At 48.0% G+C, this 16,834-nt stretch carries 21 protein-coding genes; 20 read left to right on the top strand and 1 reads right to left on the bottom strand.

Annotated elements, in window-relative coordinates; translation table 11 throughout:
- Positions 1-2: 2 nt before the first annotated feature.
- On the bottom strand, positions 3-779 hold the full coding sequence (locus AB3351_RS10695; RefSeq protein ID WP_371147124.1) for an alpha/beta fold hydrolase: 777 nt from the start codon (positions 777-779) through the stop codon (positions 3-5).
- A 189-nt stretch (positions 780-968) separates the two neighbouring features.
- On the opposite strand from AB3351_RS10695, the gene spoIIIAA reads away from it, so the two are divergent.
- The 20 genes from spoIIIAA to dxs all read left to right on the top strand — a co-directional run bounded on the left by spoIIIAA (position 969) and on the right by dxs (position 16,832).
- Positions 969-1,904: a stage III sporulation protein AA gene (gene spoIIIAA, locus AB3351_RS10690; protein ID WP_371147169.1), complete on the top strand. Its 936-nt coding sequence runs from the start codon at positions 969-971 to the stop codon at positions 1,902-1,904.
- A gap of 4 nt (positions 1,905-1,908) precedes the next feature.
- Complete coding sequence (spoIIIAB, locus tag AB3351_RS10685; protein ID WP_371147123.1) at positions 1,909-2,427, top strand: stage III sporulation protein SpoIIIAB; 519 nt, start codon at positions 1,909-1,911, stop codon at positions 2,425-2,427.
- A 12-nt stretch (positions 2,428-2,439) separates the two neighbouring features.
- A complete protein-coding gene (gene spoIIIAC / locus AB3351_RS10680; RefSeq protein ID WP_371147122.1) occupies positions 2,440-2,643 on the top strand; it encodes a stage III sporulation protein AC in 204 nt (67 codons plus the stop codon).
- A gap of 12 nt (positions 2,644-2,655) precedes the next feature.
- The gene (gene spoIIIAD, locus AB3351_RS10675) at positions 2,656-3,045 is read left to right on the top strand and encodes a stage III sporulation protein AD (protein ID WP_371147121.1); all 390 of its coding nucleotides are present in this window, start codon (positions 2,656-2,658) and stop codon (positions 3,043-3,045) included.
- A gap of 14 nt (positions 3,046-3,059) precedes the next feature.
- Positions 3,060-4,262 (top strand): stage III sporulation protein AE, encoded by a 1,203-nt coding sequence (gene spoIIIAE, locus AB3351_RS10670; RefSeq protein WP_371147120.1) that lies wholly within the window; start codon positions 3,060-3,062, stop codon positions 4,260-4,262.
- Positions 4,263-4,276: 14 nt separating this feature from the next.
- Positions 4,277-4,987 (top strand): stage III sporulation protein AF, encoded by a 711-nt coding sequence (gene spoIIIAF, locus AB3351_RS10665; protein WP_371147119.1) that lies wholly within the window; start codon positions 4,277-4,279, stop codon positions 4,985-4,987.
- Positions 4,984-5,580 (top strand): stage III sporulation protein AG, encoded by a 597-nt coding sequence (spoIIIAG, locus tag AB3351_RS10660; protein ID WP_371147118.1) that lies wholly within the window; start codon positions 4,984-4,986, stop codon positions 5,578-5,580. The genes spoIIIAF and spoIIIAG overlap by 4 nt, the downstream gene beginning before the upstream one ends.
- A gap of 15 nt (positions 5,581-5,595) precedes the next feature.
- On the top strand, positions 5,596-6,177 hold the full coding sequence (locus AB3351_RS10655) for a SpoIIIAH-like family protein (protein WP_371147117.1): 582 nt from the start codon (positions 5,596-5,598) through the stop codon (positions 6,175-6,177).
- Positions 6,178-6,365: 188 nt separating this feature from the next.
- Positions 6,366-6,884 carry an acetyl-CoA carboxylase biotin carboxyl carrier protein gene (gene accB / locus AB3351_RS10650; protein ID WP_371147116.1) on the top strand — a complete coding sequence of 173 codons (519 nt, stop codon included), beginning with the start codon at positions 6,366-6,368 and terminating at the stop codon, positions 6,882-6,884.
- A gap of 10 nt (positions 6,885-6,894) precedes the next feature.
- Positions 6,895-8,247, top strand: coding sequence for an acetyl-CoA carboxylase biotin carboxylase subunit (gene accC / locus AB3351_RS10645; protein WP_371147115.1), 1,353 nt, complete (start codon positions 6,895-6,897; stop codon positions 8,245-8,247).
- 100 nt (positions 8,248-8,347) lie between these two features.
- Positions 8,348-8,758: an Asp23/Gls24 family envelope stress response protein gene (locus tag AB3351_RS10640; RefSeq protein WP_371147114.1), complete on the top strand. Its 411-nt coding sequence runs from the start codon at positions 8,348-8,350 to the stop codon at positions 8,756-8,758.
- A 39-nt stretch (positions 8,759-8,797) separates the two neighbouring features.
- Positions 8,798-9,367, top strand: a complete 570-nt coding sequence (gene amaP, locus AB3351_RS10635) for an alkaline shock response membrane anchor protein AmaP (RefSeq protein ID WP_371147113.1) — start codon at positions 8,798-8,800, stop codon at positions 9,365-9,367.
- Positions 9,368-9,377: 10 nt separating this feature from the next.
- On the top strand, positions 9,378-9,596 hold the full coding sequence (locus AB3351_RS10630) for a DUF2273 domain-containing protein (protein WP_371147112.1): 219 nt from the start codon (positions 9,378-9,380) through the stop codon (positions 9,594-9,596).
- A gap of 185 nt (positions 9,597-9,781) precedes the next feature.
- Complete coding sequence (gene nusB, locus AB3351_RS10625; protein ID WP_371147111.1) at positions 9,782-10,213, top strand: transcription antitermination factor NusB; 432 nt, start codon at positions 9,782-9,784, stop codon at positions 10,211-10,213.
- 3 nt (positions 10,214-10,216) lie between these two features.
- Positions 10,217-11,170, top strand: a complete 954-nt coding sequence (locus AB3351_RS10620) for a Kae1-like domain-containing protein (protein WP_371147110.1) — start codon at positions 10,217-10,219, stop codon at positions 11,168-11,170.
- 136 nt (positions 11,171-11,306) lie between these two features.
- Complete coding sequence (gene folD, locus AB3351_RS10615) at positions 11,307-12,173, top strand: bifunctional methylenetetrahydrofolate dehydrogenase/methenyltetrahydrofolate cyclohydrolase FolD (protein ID WP_371147109.1); 867 nt, start codon at positions 11,307-11,309, stop codon at positions 12,171-12,173.
- Positions 12,174-12,194: 21 nt separating this feature from the next.
- Positions 12,195-13,562, top strand: a complete 1,368-nt coding sequence (gene xseA, locus AB3351_RS10610; protein WP_371147108.1) for an exodeoxyribonuclease VII large subunit — start codon at positions 12,195-12,197, stop codon at positions 13,560-13,562.
- Positions 13,555-13,800 carry an exodeoxyribonuclease VII small subunit gene (gene xseB, locus AB3351_RS10605; RefSeq protein WP_371147107.1) on the top strand — a complete coding sequence of 82 codons (246 nt, stop codon included), beginning with the start codon at positions 13,555-13,557 and terminating at the stop codon, positions 13,798-13,800. The genes xseA and xseB overlap by 8 nt, the downstream gene beginning before the upstream one ends.
- A gap of 5 nt (positions 13,801-13,805) precedes the next feature.
- Positions 13,806-14,693 (top strand): polyprenyl synthetase family protein, encoded by an 888-nt coding sequence (locus tag AB3351_RS10600; RefSeq protein ID WP_371147168.1) that lies wholly within the window; start codon positions 13,806-13,808, stop codon positions 14,691-14,693.
- A gap of 195 nt (positions 14,694-14,888) precedes the next feature.
- The gene (dxs, locus tag AB3351_RS10595) at positions 14,889-16,832 is read left to right on the top strand and encodes a 1-deoxy-D-xylulose-5-phosphate synthase (protein WP_371147106.1); all 1,944 of its coding nucleotides are present in this window, start codon (positions 14,889-14,891) and stop codon (positions 16,830-16,832) included.
- The last annotated feature ends 2 nt before the right edge of the window (positions 16,833-16,834 follow it).

The following is a 16,834-nucleotide window of genomic DNA, read 5'->3' as shown; positions in this document are numbered from 1 at the left end:
CGTCACCTCGCCTCTAAAAAATCTTCTACCAGTGCATTGAAGACATCACACGCCTTTGTTGGGCAGGCATGCGAAGTCTTTGGGACCAAACATACTTCTGCACGGGGCATTGACGTCAGCATGATATGTCGATACTTCATCATATGGCGTTCGTTGCCGCCATACAGCAGAAGCGTAGGCACAGTAATTTGAGGCAGGAACGCTGTCAGATCAAAGGAAAATAAGGTGCGCAACAATAAGAGGGCTTCTGAGCGTCGCACTTTCAGCGCTTCGTCTGTAAATAAAGCGATCTCTTTTTCATTTGCTCCATTTGAGCGGGCGACGCCGCGCGCCTCGTATTCTGACGCGTTCAATAACGTAAGCAGGTATGACATGCCTACTTTGGCATACATATAGGGGTTTCCCAGCCGGGGAAACGCCCCTGTGAGCACTGCGCGCTCGCACATGTCCTGATGGTCGCTGAGAAACTGCAGCAATACCAATGTGCCGGTGGAATATGCAATAAAGTGTGCTTTTTTGATCATAAGATGATCGAGCAGGTGTTTGAGATCCTGGCTTAGTGTTGGCAGATACTCTTCCGGGCGCTTGATTGCAGTTATACCGCTGCGTCCATGCCCGCGCATATCATAACAGATTGTACGAAAGTTTTTAGAGAAATAATGGACCTGTCCGTGCCAATTCACATGAGAAAGCCCCATGCCGTGAATAAATACAACGGGCATACCTCTTCCCTTTTCTTCATAATACAAAGGCGTGTTCTGTATGTTTAAGTGTGGCATATCGACTGCTCCTTTTCATATATGTACATGTGCCGATCATCTCTTCTGTAGTTTGCCCCAAATGGAACTCGCAGCATCCGTATGCCGTGACTCCTATAATATACTTCCCTTTTGTAAGATAGGCATAAAGTGGCCAGGCTTCCCATATGAATGTGATAAGTACAGTGGGACAAAGGGGAGAGTTAGGTGATAGAGGATATTCTTCGTATGCTGCCCGACAGCCTGCGTGCCAAGCTTAAAAACCTCGAATCGCGCAAGTTAGAAAAAGTAGAGGAGATTCGACTGCGTATTGGCCGACCTATTGAATGTGTGGGGGATGGTGCATCTTGGTTTGTCGGCGAGAGAGACATCATGCAGACGAACGATGCGCTGTTATTCACAAGAGAAGAGGGCGGACAGCTTCTAAGTCGTCTCAGCCATCATTCTCTCTACATGATGGAGGAGGAGATGCGGCGCGGATATATTACGATTGAGGGCGGTCACCGGGTAGGCATCTCAGGTAAGGTAGTGCTTGAAGATGGCCGTGTGAAGCTGATCCGGGACGTTACCAGTTTCAATATCCGGATAGCCAGGGAGCGAAGAGGGGCCGCCGATCAAGTGCTTCCCCTTCTTACACAGGGAGATAAGTTGAAGAGCACATTGATTATCTCTCCGCCCCAAGGGGGAAAAACCACGCTGCTCCGTGATCTTGCCCGCCAGATTAGCGAAGGCTCCAAAGCGCTTGCTGCGCGTAAGGTATCAATTGTAGACGAACGCTCGGAAATTGCCGGATGTGTAGGGGGGATTCCGCAAAAAGATGTCGGAATGCGCACCGATGTGCTTGATGCATGTCCGAAGGCAGAAGGAATGATGATGATGATTCGCTCTATGTCACCGGATGTTCTGATTACAGACGAGATCGGCAGGGCAGAGGACGGCTATGCGCTTGAAGAAGCGATTCATGCCGGTATTACCGTCATTACAAGTGTGCACGGAAGCGGACTGAAGGACATCATGCGCAGACCTACGCTATCACGCATTCTACAGTCAGGTGTATTCGAGCGTTATCTTGTTCTCAGCCGCAAACCTCGTGTAGGGACAGTGTCTTGCATATATGATGAGCATTTTGCCGAGTGCCGGAGGTGAGAGGATGTTCAAGTTAGTAGGCGCTTTCCTGATCATTCTTGCAGGTACGCTGATCGGCATGCAGTTGGGCGGATATCTTGCGCATCGTCCATTGCAAATTCGACAGCTTCGTACCGGGCTTGCTCTGCTGGAGACGGAGATTACGTATGGAGCGCGTCCGCTTCCTGAAGCGCTTGCCTCAATCGCTCAAAGACTAACAGGGTCAGGTGCACGGCTATTTGCACAGGCGGCAGAGCTATTTGCCAAGGAGTCGGAATGGACAGCCAATGATTGCTGGCGGCGCGCCGTTTATCAGGTCTGGCCCAGAACCGCACTGAAAAACCCGGAAAAAGATATCGTGCTTCAATTGGGGCTCGTGCTCGGACAAAGCGACAGAGAAGATCAGCGTAAGCATATCCGGCTTGCCTGCACGAACCTTGAACACGAAGAGATAAACGCCAGGGAGAATCAGCAGCGCTATGAGAAGATGTGCCGCAGTCTGGGGGTGCTGAGTGGAGTGTTGCTCGTTATCCTACTTTATTGAGGGGTGGAAGAGATGGGGTATGATGTGAATGCGATTTTTCAGATTGCCGGCATCGGCATTATTGTCGCTATGATTCATACCGTGCTCAAGCAATCGGGAAAAGACGATTGGGCGCAGTGGGTCACGTTAGTCGGATTTATCATCGTTTTGTTTATGGTGGCATCTTTTATTAATGATTTGTTTCAGGAAATTAAACGGGTTTTCCTGTTTCAGTAAGGGGACCTTGGCATGGATATTATTCAGATTGTAGGACTTGGGATTGTTGCCACGGTACTGAGTCTGGTTGTCAAAGAGCAGAAGCCGATGTTTGCATTCGTGCTGGCGACGGTTACCGGCGTTATGATCTTTTTGTTTCTAATCGGTAAGATTTCAGATGTCATCCGCGTGCTTGAGGGCATAGCGATGCAGGCCAATGTCAATATCGTCTACCTTGATACGATCTTAAAAATCATCGGCATCGCCTATATTGCCGAGTTTGGAGCGCAGGTGACAAGGGATGCGGGACAAGGGGCGATCGCATCGAAGATTGAGCTGGCCGGCAAAATCCTAATCATGGTACTGGCTATACCCATTCTGTCTGTTATCGTCGAAACGATTGTACAGCTACTTCCGTCATAGAAAAGGTTGGGGAAATGATGAAACAGAAACGATCACAGCTTCTTGTCTGCATCGGAGCATTCTGGCTTCTGCTAATCGCCTGGTACCCAGTAAGCGCCGCTGAGCCTACCACAGCCCCCTCGACGCCTAAGGATACGATTGTGCAGGAGCAGCTTGAGCGGCTTGATACAAAAGATATTGAGGCATTCTGGCAGAAGGTTTTGGATAAGTACGGAGGCTATTTGCCTGAGAGTGAAGGGCAAAGTTTGTTCGAGATGGTAACCGGAGAGAAGGCGCTCAGCCTCTCGGGCGTTGCCAAAGGGCTTGGTGCTTTTCTCTTCCATGAATTGCTCATTAATGGCAAATTGCTGGGCGCCATCCTCATCATTACCGTATTCGCTATGGTGCTTGAGACGATGCAGACTGCCTTTGAAAAAAATACGGTCAGCACGGTTGCTTATGCAATTTCGTACTTGGTGCTTATTATTTTGGCGGTGAATAGTTTTCGCATTGCCATTGATTTTGCCCAAGGGGCCATTAGCGATATGGTGGGATTTATGCTGGCGCTGATGCCGCTTGTGCTGGCGCTTCTCGCATCAACCGGAGGCATCACCTCTGCGGCGTTGTTTCATCCGATGGTCATCTTTTTAGTTAATACGAGCGGCATGCTGATTTCAACCATTGTATTTCCTTTATTATTTTTGTCCGCGCTCCTAAGCATTGTCAGTTCGTTCTCTGTAAAATATCAGCTCACCCGGCTTGCCAAGCTATTGCGTACGATAAGTCTGGGATTGATGGGGAGTTTTCTCACCATCTTTCTTGCGGTGCTGTCCCTGCAGGGGGCAACGGCAGCGGTAGCCGATGGTGTAGCAATCCGCACGGCCAAATACATTGCAGGCAACTTTGTTCCTGTAGTAGGTAGGGTATTTGCGGATGCGGCTGAGACAGTAGTGGGAGCCTCACTCCTTGTTAAGAATGCTGTCGGAATGATTGGTGTCATCATTTTACTTTTTTTAGTCGCATTTCCGGCGCTCAAGATTCTTATTCTGGCCTTTATCTACAATCTATCTTCTGCCGTTATGCAGCCGCTTGGCAACAGTCCGATCCTCTCCTGTCTTAGCATCATCGGCAAAAACCTGCTGTATATCTTTGCGGCGTTGGCTACGGTAAGCTTGATGTTTTTTCTGGCGATCACCATTGTCATATCGGCCGCCAACGTTTCAGTCATGATGCGGTAAAGGAGGGATGCGCCATGATGGCTATGCTGATTCTCTGGTTGAAGAAAATCATTTTGCTTGTGCTTTTGGCCACCTTCCTTGATCTGCTTCTGCCAAACGGGGCATACAGCAAGTACGTCAAACTGGTGATGGGTCTTCTCATTCTGCTTGCTCTTCTCTCGCCTGTACTTGATTTGTTCCGCAAAGATATCTCGCTTGCACAGCTTACCTTTTCTGCAGGAGACAAGGTGACAAAGGAGTCGAATCCTGATTTTGCACGCGTAGAGTCGTTAGCCAAAAGACTTGCTGAACAAAATGATGCAGAGGCTAGACGCTATGTTCAAACGCAAATCAGCGAGCTTATTAAAAAACAAGTCGAAGCAAATTATGGAGTAAAGGTAGAGAACGTTCAAGTAAAAGTGCATGCACAAGATCAAACGGCCAAGCAGCCAATCGTAGGGATTGAAGTTGTACTAGCACAGAAAAAGACGGATGCAGAGGCGAAGGGGCAGAGCAGCGAGCGCGTGGCAGTCGAGCCGATGGAGCCGGTTCAAATAGAGATCGCACTCACGAAACAAAAAGATACAACACCACCTTCAACCCAAAGCGAGGCATCTGTCGAAGCGCTTGCAGAACAGAGCCGAATGGAAAGAAACATTGCTGAAACGATCGCCGGTATGTGGGATGTGCCGCAGGATACCGTTCGTGTAACGTGGTTGGGCGCAAGAGAGGAGGGTAGTGGATGAGCAAGAAAGAGGGCGGGAGCAAAAAGATGGGCGCTATGCAATGGTTGATTATCGCAGGTGCGCTGGGTGTAGCTATGATGCTGTTTAGCTCCTTTTACAATCTAGAAGAACAGTTGCCGCATGCTACACCCACTCCGTCGCAAGCGGAGGGTGAACAGGCGGTATTTGCCCAGAAGAAGCAAGAATCATACACCATGGAAGAGTATGAAAAAATGTATGAGAAAAAGCTGAAGGATGTACTGCAGACCATTACGGGTGTAGGCGAGGTTTCCGTGATGGTTAATCTTGAATCAACGGAAGAAATCGTTGTTGAGAAAAATACCAATAGACAGACGCAGACAACACGTGAAGCGGATAAAGGTGCCACTCGTGACATCAGCAGTGAATCGATGCAGGAGCAGGTCGTGATCACAAAAGACGGAGGAGGAGACCGACCCGTTGTCATGAAAACCGTCAAACCGAAAGTTCGCGGTGTTGTCGTCGTGGCAGCCGGAGCTGGGAATCTTCAGGTTAAAGCGTGGATATTGGAGGCGGTACAAAAAGTACTTGCTGTCCCTTCCTATAAAATTTCAATTCTGCCCAAAAAAGCTTAAGGAGGCTGAGTACGTATGGTATTGAAAAAGCAAACGGTTTGGTTATTGTCCATGCTTGCCGTCCTGGTTGTGCTGTCGGCGTATTATTTAGTGCAGGGGCCTGCAGAACAGGTGCCTGTGACAACAGGAAATATGAGCGATACGGCTTCGGTACCCAAAGCATTAGTGCCGGACAATAAAGGCATCAGCGTAGAGACAAAGCAGATCGCACAGCAGCCGGAAGGTGTGCCGGTAACGACTCCATCTGATGATTACTTCATCGGATATAAGATGCAGCGGGATGCCCAGCAAGAACAAGAGATGGGCCGCTTTATGGAAGTGATGACCAACAGCGAAGCGAAGCCTGCGGCCATTGCAGAAGCGAAGAAGAAATATGAGGAATTGGCCGCACTAAAGGACAACCAAACTCAGGTAGAAGAGCTTGTAAAATCACTTGGCAATTATAAAGATGTTGTGGTTATTGCCAAGGATGACGTGGTGCGCGTAGTCGTTCAGGCAGAAGCTTTAAAGCGAGATAAAGTGGTAGAAATTATTGGGCTTGTGAAGCAGCATATGAAGGTGCCGGGAAATAATATCGTAGTCAGCTACAAACCGTAAACAATGTGAGGAAAGAGGGAGGGGCGGGGGCTCCGTTCCTCTTCTTTTTTTGCTGTATATATTATAAAATGGTGTTCGAATTCATAAATAATTCAGTACATGACTAGTACTAAACAGCTTACTTTGTGTTATAATACATGATGATGCTTTACTACATAGACCATAAATAAGTTAGGAGTGGACGAAGCATGTTAAAAATCCATGAAATCAGAGAGATCATCAAGCTTGTAGACCAATCAGCTATTACCGAGTTTAAGATTGAGGAAGACGGTACAAAAGTTAGCATCAAAAAAGGAAATGTTGTAAACGTTTCCCAACCGGTTGTAGAGACAGTACAAGTTCCTCAGGCGGCACCAGCACCTGTGGTACAACAAGCAGCACCGCAGGCAGCGCCAAAAGCCGAACCGGCACCGCAGGCAGCACCAAAAGCCGAACCGGTAGCTGCTGAAGCAGTGGATGAAGCAGGACTGCACAAGATTACCTCTCCAATGGTTGGTACATTCTACAAGTCAGCTGAACCGGGAGCTGCTCCATTCGTACAGGCAGGCGACAAAATCAAAGGAGATACTGTCGTATGTATTGTCGAGGCGATGAAGCTGTTTAACGAGATCGAAGCTGAAGTAACCGGCGAGATTGTAAAAGTACTAGTTGAAGACGGACAGCTAGTAGAGTACGGACAACCTCTCTTCCTTGTGAAGGCGGAGTAGGGAGGATTCTATGTTTAAAAAGGTACTGATTGCAAACCGTGGAGAGATTGCCGTCCGTGTCATCCGCGCTTGCCATGAGCTAGGCATCCAGACTGTTGCCGTCTATTCCGTAGCGGATAAAGATGCATTGCATGTACGTCTGGCCGATGAAGCATACTGCATTGGGCCGACTGCATCCAAAGACAGCTACTTGAATATGACGAACTTGATGAGTGTGGCCACTAAGGCAGGAGTAGATGCCATCCATCCAGGATACGGATTTTTGGCGGAGAACGCAGATTTTGCAGAAATTTGCTCCGCTTGCAATATTACATTTATCGGACCTGAACCGCAGGCCATCATAAAGATGGGGGATAAGAATGTCGCGCGCGAAACAATGAAAAACGCGGGTGTCCCGATTGTTCCTGGTACAGAAGGTCTGATTGAAGACATTGATGAAGCGATTCGCATTGCTGAAGACGCAGGCTACCCTGTTATTATTAAAGCAACAGCGGGCGGCGGTGGAAAAGGTATGCGCGTTGCGCGTTCTCAAGAAGAACTGGTTTCCTCTGTGCGTCAGGCACAGCAGGAAGCGAAGAATGCATTTGGCAATCCAGGCGTATATCTTGAGAAATATCTTGAAGATACCCGTCATATCGAAATCCAAATCATTGCCGATAAGCATGGTAATGTATGTCACTTAGGCGAGCGCGATTGCTCCATTCAGCGTCGCCATCAGAAGCTTGTAGAAGAAGCTCCATCGCCTGCGCTTGATGAAGATACGCGACAGCAGATGGGAAGCGCAGCGGTAGCAGCAGCCAAAGCTGTAAACTACCATGGAGCGGGTACAGTGGAATTCCTGCTTGATAAAGACGGACGCTTCTACTTTATGGAAATGAATACCCGCATTCAGGTAGAGCATCCGGTAACCGAACTTATTACAGGAATCGATTTAATTAAAGAACAAATTATGGTAGCGGCAGATTATCCGCTGTCCTTTAAGCAGGAAGATGTAGAGATTGACGGGTGGGCCATTGAGTGCCGCATCAATGCGGAGAATCCGGCTAAGAAATTCATGCCGTCTCCAGGTACCATTCAGTTCTATCTGCCGCCGGGCGGATTTGGCGTACGTGTGGATAGCGCTGTGTACCAGGGCTACCAGATTTCGCCGTTCTATGACTCGATGGTGGCGAAGCTCATCGTCTGGGGTAAAGACCGCACAGAAGCGATTCAGCGCATGAAGCGTGCGCTCTCTGAGATGGTTATTGAAGGTGTGCATACGACCGTTCCGTTCCATCTGAAGCTGCTCGATCATGAAGTATTCGTAGAAGGAACATTTAATACGAAGTTTTTAGAGACGTATGACTTGAAAATTGAAGAATAATTGCTAAAACCGACACCTTCTTCAAAGGCGCAAATTGTATTCTTTTCCTTTCGTTTGCTATAATAAGCAAGGAAGCGCACTTTGGAGGAGGTGTTTTATATTGGATAATGGAATAGAATTCTCACAGCTTGAGTTAGGAAAAATCGAAATTGCTCCTGAGGTTATTGAAGTGATCGCCCATATGGCGAGTTCTGAAGTAACGGGCGTTATCGAATTGAGCAGCGGGATTGTAAGTGATTTTGTAGAGCGTCTCGGACGCAAGAACAGCCGCGGTGTACGGGTGGACATTAAGGATAAGGAAGCAACCATCGATCTTTATATTATAGTAGAGTATGGGCAGCAGATTCCTGATGTAGCGTACAAAGTACAGGAAAACGTGCGTGAGTCGATTGAGAACATGACAGGGTTGACGGTTGCACATGTAAATGTACATATCGTCGATGTGATACTGAAGCAGGAAAAAGAAAAGAAAGTATCCGTCAGCAGTGAAGAGGTTCACCGAGTTCGGTAAAGCGAAGCCGTCTTTCGTTTCGCTGGTAGGAGGGCGTCTGTGAATTTATTTGATCGTTTTATTCTTACGTTATACAGTCTAGCATTGGTAGTCATCTCGTTATTTGTTATGGCAACGAGCCTGAATTTGATCTCGTCGACCTACATCACAAACGCAATCGAAGAGATATACACATCGTCTCAGGTGGGTCTTATGTATTTCGCTTGTGCCGCTATTTTCTTTCTTATCAGTTTGAAGTTTTTGTTTACCGGAATGCGCGTTCGCGCAGAGAAGGGACGTGCAGGAGTTTCTGTACACAGTCAGACCGAATACGGGGATGTACGGATTACGCTTGATACGATCGAGAGTATAGCCTGCACGGCTGCACGTCGTATTCGAGGTATACGGGATCTGAAGGCGCGTGTCCGTGCAGAAGAAAATAAGACATCAATCCATGTGAAAGTTACAGTGGACGGAGAGACGCCGATTCCCGGCCTTGTAGAGCAAGTGCAGCAAGTAATCAAAGAACGCGTCGAGACGATTGCAGGACTTTCGATTGCCGAGGTGACGGTGCTTGTGTCTGAAGTGGCTCAGCCCGGAGGCGGCGCACGTGTCCGGCGGGTAGAATAGAGGGATGCACATGTTCTGGCAATTGATTTTAGAGAACCGGGGCAAAGCATTTGGTCTTGCGGCAGGCTTTATCTTCGGTCTGCTCTTTCTGTGGGTAGGCTTTCTCAAAACGATTGTGTTTGCGGTGTTCGTAGCGACCGGTTTTTATATTGGTCGTAAATTCGACAACGAAGAAGATGTAGGAGAAGTGCTTGATCGGATTCTTCCTGGAAAGTTTACCAAACGCTAGAAGTGTTATGGATGTAGCATACTATGAAAGCGTCAAATCTCATGATTAGGGATTTGGCGCTTTTTGCAGTAAAATGGTACCGTCAAAGTATTTCCAAGGAAGTAAGGTTTTGATAAACTCAAGGAATGGTTACTTTTTGCGCAGGCAAAACTAGTAAATATGGACAACGATAAAGGTGGTAACGAATGAACCGACATCAATCCCGCGAGAAAGCGGTACAAGTATTATTTTCTATTGATATGACGCAGGCCGAGCCAAAGGAAGTGCTTGCTAACATGCTTGAAGAAGAGGATGAGCAGGTAAATGAGGAGAGAAACCTCGAGTTCTTGACTGAGTTGGTGGAAGGAACGGCAGCTCATCAGTCTGAAATTGACCAAGCCGTAAGCCAATATTTACGTGGTTGGACAATGGGACGCTTAGCGAATGTGGACCGTGCTATTTTACGTCTGGCTGGTTATGAGATGATGTATCGTAAGGACATTCCGATAAAGGTAACGCTGAACGAAGCGGTTGAACTGGCTAAAATGTATGGAACGGATGACTCGCCGAAATTCATCAACGGTGTGCTATCAAGCCTGGTAAAAGACCTGCAAAAAAACGATCAGCAAGGGGTATAACCCATGAATGCGGTACTTGGTATCGACACGAGCAATTATCGGACATCGCTTTGCCTCGTTGATACATCCGGGCAGATCATTGCTGAAGCCAAGCAGCTTTTGACTGTTAAGGAAGGGGAGCGAGGGCTTAAGCAATCGGAAGCGTTATTTCAACATGTAAAGCGTCTTCCGGAGCTGGCTCGAAACATGGCAAAAGGGGAACACCGCATCATAGCGATTGCGGTGAGTCGTACACCGCGTCCTGCGGCAGGCAGCTATATGCCGGTGTTTTTAGCAGGACAGATGGCAGCGGAGATGATGGCTTATTTCTTTGATGTGCCACTTTATTACACGTCTCATCAGGAAGGTCATATTGCTGCGGGTGAATATACATTGCCGGCTCCGCTTAGTGCAGGTCGGTTTCTTGCCGTGCATCTATCCGGTGGTACGAGTGAATTGCTAGACTGCACAAAGCAAAACGGTGGGTATGCAATTGAGTGCATTGGTGGCACGCAAGATTTACATGCAGGGCAGCTTATTGACCGCGTTGGTGTGGCGCTGGGTCTTCCGTTTCCAGCCGGGCCGTATCTCGAAGAGTTGGCAAAAGGAGCCGATGATGCTGATTTCTCTGTTCCATCATCGGTCTTTGCATATACATTCAGCTTTTCTGGACCCGAAGCAGCTTTGCTGCGCGCCGTGGAACAGAAGGTTCCTGCGGCACAGATTGCCCGGGCAGCGGAGAAATGTGTGGCAGCGACGCTGGAGAAGGTACTGCGCACGGCTGTTGAGAACGGGTATGCAAAAGATATCCTAATTGTTGGCGGCGTCTCAGCCAATTCATATATTAAGAATCGACTTATGAAGCGGTTGACTCATCGTGCAGTAGGCGCTCGTTTGTATTTTGCCGATCCGGCTTATGCCGGAGATAATGCATTTGGTGTGGCGCGTATTGGTTTATTACAGCATAACATTGGTTAAAAAACGAACATTAAACGCTATAAATTGAAATATATTTCGTAATTTGTCTTTGCATTCTTCCGTTTGATTCGCTACACTGAAAGGGAAGAGGAGAGCTTGAACTTTCTCAACATTTCCATTTGAACGGAGGATATGTATGTCAGCACATATTATCGTGGGTACTGAAGTAGCAGAAGAAATTCGCGCAGCGTTAAAAGAAGAGGTTGTTCAGTTAAAGGAGCAGGGAATTCATCCAGGGCTTGCTGTCATCCTGATTGGTGATGATCCTGCTTCTCATTCCTATGTCAAAGGAAAAGAAAAAGCGTGTCAGGAGATCGGCATCTATTCTGAAGTAGTACGTCATGACGCTTCGATTTCACAGGAAGAATTGCTCCAACTAGTGGAAGGGTACAATCAGAACCCGAACATTCATGGCATTCTTGTACAGCTTCCGCTGCCGAAGCATATTTCTGAGACGGCGGTAATTGATGCGATCAGTCCTGAGAAAGACGTAGACGGTTTTACACCGATTAACGTAGGCAACATGCTGATCGGGAACGAATGCTATCTTCCATGCACACCACATGGCATTATTGAATTAATTAAGCGTTCCGGCCAGGATATTGCAGGCAAGCATGCGGTTGTTATCGGGCGCAGCAATATTGTAGGAAAGCCGGTGGCTATGTTATTATTACAGGAAAATGCGACGGTCACGATCGCTCATTCCCGGACACAAGATCTCCCATCTATCACGCGCCAGGCAGATATTCTTGTTGTAGCTGTAGGCCGTGCAGAGATGATTGGTGCTGAACATGTGAAGATCGGTGCCGTTGTAATTGATGTCGGAGTTAACCGCAATGCGGCAGGCAAGCTCGTTGGCGACGTTCACTTTGATTCTGTTAAAGAAGTAGCGAGTTATCTGACACCTGTGCCGCGCGGTGTAGGACCCATGACGATTACGATGCTGATGAAGAATACAGTAGAGGCGGCGAAAAAGGCAGCGCGCGTCGCACAAAAGCAATAGAGCGAGGGAAGGAAGAGAGCTGTGCAGGATACCCGGCAAGTTTTTTCAGTAAAACACCTTACGCGCTACATTAAGGATGCGTTCGATTTTGACGAAGTACTGCAGGATGTGTGGGTACGAGGAGAGTTGTCTAACTTTGTGCACCATTCGCGCGGGCATATGTATTTTACGGTCAAGGATGAAGAATCCAAAATCAAAGGCGTGATGTTTGCCGGGTATAACCGGTACCTCAAATTTATTCCCAAAAACGGAACCCGGGTGCTTATCCGAGGTTCTGTTTCTGTGTATGAGCGGGATGGACAATACCAACTGTATGCCAAAGAGATGCAGCCCGATGGAATCGGCAGTCTGTATATGGCTTTTGAACAATTAAAAGCAAAGCTTGAAGAAGAAGGGTTATTTGCTGAACAGTGGAAAAAGCCTATTCCTTCGTATCCCTCCCGTATTGGTGTGATTACCTCACCGACCGGAGCAGCCGTTCGAGATATTATTACAACCATTCGCCGCAGGTACCCGGCCGCTGATATTCTGCTCCATCCTGTATCGGTTCAGGGAGAGCATGCTGCGCCATCCATTTGTGATGCCATTAAGCGAATGAACGAGCTCTCGGATATAGATGTCTTGATTGTCGGACGGGGTGGTGGCTCCATCGAAGAGCTGTGGGCATTTAACGAAGAGACGGTTGCGCGGAGCATGTATCATTCACGCATCCCGATAATTTCGGCTGTGGGACATGAGACAGACTTTACAATTGCTGACTTTGTCGCCGATGTTCGTGCTGCTACTCCTACAGCGGCGGCAGAGATCGCGGTTCCGCATATGCTAGAGATCGGACGGCATATTGATGCGCTGAATGGCCGCTTGTCTACTTCGCTTCGCCATCAAGTGCGCAGGCTGCGCGAGAGATTGGAGAGGATGCAGCGTTCTTATGTGCTGCGTCAGCCGGAACGCCATATTATGCAGTACGAGCAAGAACTTGATCGGCTTACACAGCGTCTTATGCGGGCAGGAGAACACTATCATATACAGAAACAGGCTCAATGGAGAGAGATGCACCGACATTTACTACAGCACAACCCGTCCATCGCCGTACAACGTGCCAATGATCGCGTAGATGATCGTAAACAGCGTCTTCAGCGCTCAATGGGGGCTCTTCTTCGAGAGAAGAGCGGTCGCCTTGATCGTTATATAGACAAGTTGGATGCGCTTAGTCCGCTAAAAGTCATGCGGCGCGGCTATTCTCTCGTTTTCAAGGAAACGTCAGAAGGCGAAAAGTTGGTGACAACAGTAGAGCAGGCCGCAGAAGGCGAGCAAGTGTCTGTTCGGTTGGCGGATGGTACGTTGGTATGCCGGATAGAGGAGACGCAAAAGGGGGAGACTAATGAGTAAGAAAAAGGCAGAAATACCATTTGAAGAAGCGATGAAGCAGCTAGAAGATGTTGTAGGGCAGCTAGAAGCGGGCGATGTACCGTTGGAGAAGGCGATTGAGTTGTTTCAGAATGGAATGGAGCTATCTAAGCTATGCAGCCGCAAATTGACTGATGTTGAACAGAAGATTGAGATGCTGCTTGAGCAGGAGGGCGAACAAACCCGCATTGCGTTTCAATTGGAGGAAGACGGCGAGTGAGTGATATGCAGATAAAAGAATATATTCATACAAGAGCGGAAGTCATTGCAGAACGCCTAGCTGCATATGTAGATCAGACAGATATTCCAGAAACGCTGCGCGAGGCGATGGCCTACTCGTTGCTTGCCGGGGGCAAACGCCTTCGTCCTGTGTTTGTACTTGCAACGCTTGAAGCGATGGGCAAGCCAATTGAATCCGGGATTTCTGTAGGCTGTGCTGTAGAAATGATTCATACGTATTCACTTATCCATGATGATCTTCCTGCAATGGATAATGATGATTTTCGCCGTGGCAAGCCGACAAATCATAAAGTATACGGGGAAGCGATAGCGATTCTTGCCGGCGATGCGCTGCTGACGTATGCGTTTGAGATTGTTTGTGAGGCAGAAGCCGCAGACATTCCCGCTTCTCGCGTAGTACAAGTTGTGCGTGAGCTCGCTTCCTATGCGGGAGCACGAGGAATGGTGGGCGGTCAGTGTGCGGATATGGAAGGAGAGAACGTTCAGCTTACATTGGAGCAACTTCAGTATATCCACCAGCACAAGACTGCCGACTTACTTATATTCTGTGTACGTGCGGGTGCTATTCTTGCGGGTGCAACTGAGCAGCAGCTAAACCTTCTTACGCGCTATGCGACAAATATCGGCCTTGCATTTCAAATTCAAGATGATATTTTGGATGTTATAGGAGACCAAGATAAAATAGGCAAGCCTGTAGGCAGTGACGAGAAGAGCCATAAATCGACATACCCGGTTTTGATTGGTATGGAGGCTTCCCGTCAGATGCTGACTCGTTTGGTGGATGAAGCCAACCAGGCGCTCTTAGAAGCTCGATTGGCAGATGATCGAATACTGCGTGCGCTTGCTTCCTTTGTGATTGAGCGGGATTATTAATAGATATTACATACCTCTTCTCTTTCATGCACAGCCGACAGCTATGGCGTATGAAAAGGAGAGGTATTTTTGTTACTTTTTTGTTGTTTTCTCGTATAGCTGATAACATAGTATCTTATCGCTGGCTCTTTGATCAGTGGTGTTTATGCTGTGTTTGTGATACCATGTTGTTGATTTACTCATAACAAAACGGGTATGATATGTAATGCCATTTATGAAAAAATAGAACGAAACGTTGAAAGTGAGGAGTTTTCTTTGTTATCTGGTATTAACTCCCCTCAAGACCTGAAAAAATTACATCCATCGCAATTGAATACATTAGCGGAAGAGATCCGTGAATTTCTTATTAAGAACCTATCTGTGACAGGTGGGCATCTGGCGCCTAATCTTGGTGTGGTAGAACTGACATTGGCGCTGCATTATGTTTTTGACAGCCCAAAAGATAAATTCGTATGGGATGTCGGACATCAAGCATATGTACATAAGATGCTGACCGGACGTATGGATCGTTTCCATACGCTGCGCCAGTATAAAGGGCTATGCGGCTACCCGAAATGCAGCGAAAGCGAACACGATGTGTGGGAGACGGGCCACAGCAGTACGTCTCTTTCTGCGGCGATGGGGATGGCGATCGCGCGCGATTTGAAGCGAGAGAAGAGCAAGGTTGTCGCAGTTATTGGTGACGGCGCGCTGACAGGCGGGATGGCGCTTGAGGCAATGAACCATATGGGGCATGAGAAGCGTGATGTGACAGTGATCTTGAATGATAATGAGATGTCAATTGCTCCGAATGTTGGTGCTCTGCATAGCTATCTGGGCAAGCTGCGTACAAACGATGGATATAAACGGGTGAAGGAAGAAGTAGAATATTTACTGAAAAAAGTACCGGCAGTTGGCGGAACAATGGCCAAGCTGGCAGAACGTCTCAAAGACGGGCTAAAATATTTAATGGTATCAGGAATATTGTTCGAAGAGTTGGGCTTTACGTATTTGGGACCGGTAGATGGACATGATTTGCCGATGCTTATGGAGACGCTGCGACAGGCAGCTCATACGAAAGGTCCAGTACTTGTTCATGTGATTACAAAAAAAGGAAAAGGCTACCGCCCGGCTGAAAATGATTCGGATGTATTCCATGGGGTTGGTACGTATAAGATTGAGAATGGCGAAGTAGTAAAAACGGAAGGTCCGCCAAGCTATACGAGCATTTTTGCACGAACGCTGGACAGGCTGGCTCAAACCGATCCGCGTATTGTGGCGATTACAGCGGCAATGCCAGGCGGCACGGGGCTATCTTCGTTTGCGAAAAAATATCCGGAGCGTTTCTTCGATGTGGGGATTGCCGAACAGCATGCCACAACAATGGCAGCCGGTATTGCGACACAAGGTCTAAAACCGGTGTTTGCCGTATACTCCACATTTTTGCAGCGCGGTTATGATCAGCTTGTGCACGATGTATGCCGCCAGAACTTGAATGTAACGTTTGCGATTGACCGTGCCGGATTAGTTGGTGCTGATGGTGAAACGCATCAAGGGGTATTTGATATCGCTTATATGCGCAGTTTGCCGAATATGACGATCATGATGCCAAAGGATGAAAATGAACTGCAGCATATGATGTATACAGCCCTTCACTATGAGGATGGACCGATTGCGGTACGTTATCCGCGCGGTAATGGCGAAGGTGTAGAGATGGACACTGAACTCAGTGTTCTTCCTATCGGCAAGGCGGAAATCCTGTGTCCGGGCGCGCATGTAGCTGTGCTTGCCTTTGGTAATATGGTTCCGACGGCGCAGAAAGCGGCCGATGTGCTGGCAGCAGAAGGAATTAATCCGATGGTAGTGAATGCACGTTTTGCTAAACCGCTTGATGAAGAGCTGCTCTTCTCGTTGGCGAGCGAAGGCTATACGATCATTACGCTTGAAGAAGGCTGTGTGCAGGGCGGCTTTGGCAGTGCGGTGCTTGAGTGCTATGCGCAGGCAGGTTACCACAATACGGTAGTCGAACTGATGGGAATTCCCGATTATTATATAGAGCATGGAAGTGTAAAAGAGCAGCGGGCAGAAGTTGGCTTAACACCTGAACATGTGGCTGAGAAAGTCCGTTCCCTGTGGCCGGCAAGGAGGCAGCGAGCGTAGAC

The organism is Aneurinibacillus sp. REN35 (assembly GCF_041379945.2).
GTDB lineage: Bacteria > Bacillota > Bacilli > Aneurinibacillales > Aneurinibacillaceae > Aneurinibacillus.
The sequence above is the reverse complement of the archived record's forward strand: the minus strand, read 5'-3'. Positions and strand labels throughout refer to the sequence as shown.

Excerpts from the sequence above, each read along its gene's own strand:
- AB3351_RS10695 (WP_371147124.1), bottom strand. The coding sequence starts at position 779 with ATGCCACACTTAAACATACAGAACACGCCTTTGTATTATGAAGAAAAG.
- spoIIIAB (WP_371147123.1), top strand. The coding sequence starts at position 1,909 with ATGTTCAAGTTAGTAGGCGCTTTCCTGATCATTCTTGCAGGTACGCTG.
- spoIIIAC (WP_371147122.1), top strand. The coding sequence starts at position 2,440 with ATGGGGTATGATGTGAATGCGATTTTTCAGATTGCCGGCATCGGCATT.
- spoIIIAD (WP_371147121.1), top strand. The coding sequence starts at position 2,656 with ATGGATATTATTCAGATTGTAGGACTTGGGATTGTTGCCACGGTACTG.
- spoIIIAE (WP_371147120.1), top strand. The coding sequence starts at position 3,060 with ATGATGAAACAGAAACGATCACAGCTTCTTGTCTGCATCGGAGCATTC.
- spoIIIAF (WP_371147119.1), top strand. The coding sequence starts at position 4,277 with ATGATGGCTATGCTGATTCTCTGGTTGAAGAAAATCATTTTGCTTGTG.
- spoIIIAG (WP_371147118.1), top strand. The coding sequence starts at position 4,984 with ATGAGCAAGAAAGAGGGCGGGAGCAAAAAGATGGGCGCTATGCAATGG.
- AB3351_RS10655 (WP_371147117.1), top strand. The coding sequence starts at position 5,596 with ATGGTATTGAAAAAGCAAACGGTTTGGTTATTGTCCATGCTTGCCGTC.
- accB (WP_371147116.1), top strand. The coding sequence starts at position 6,366 with ATGTTAAAAATCCATGAAATCAGAGAGATCATCAAGCTTGTAGACCAA.
- accC (WP_371147115.1), top strand. The coding sequence starts at position 6,895 with ATGTTTAAAAAGGTACTGATTGCAAACCGTGGAGAGATTGCCGTCCGT.
- AB3351_RS10630 (WP_371147112.1), top strand. The coding sequence starts at position 9,378 with ATGTTCTGGCAATTGATTTTAGAGAACCGGGGCAAAGCATTTGGTCTT.
- nusB (WP_371147111.1), top strand. The coding sequence starts at position 9,782 with ATGAACCGACATCAATCCCGCGAGAAAGCGGTACAAGTATTATTTTCT.
- AB3351_RS10620 (WP_371147110.1), top strand. The coding sequence starts at position 10,217 with ATGAATGCGGTACTTGGTATCGACACGAGCAATTATCGGACATCGCTT.
- folD (WP_371147109.1), top strand. The coding sequence starts at position 11,307 with ATGTCAGCACATATTATCGTGGGTACTGAAGTAGCAGAAGAAATTCGC.
- xseB (WP_371147107.1), top strand. The coding sequence starts at position 13,555 with ATGAGTAAGAAAAAGGCAGAAATACCATTTGAAGAAGCGATGAAGCAG.
- AB3351_RS10600 (WP_371147168.1), top strand. The coding sequence starts at position 13,806 with ATGCAGATAAAAGAATATATTCATACAAGAGCGGAAGTCATTGCAGAA.
- dxs (WP_371147106.1), top strand. The coding sequence starts at position 14,889 with ATGATATGTAATGCCATTTATGAAAAAATAGAACGAAACGTTGAAAGT.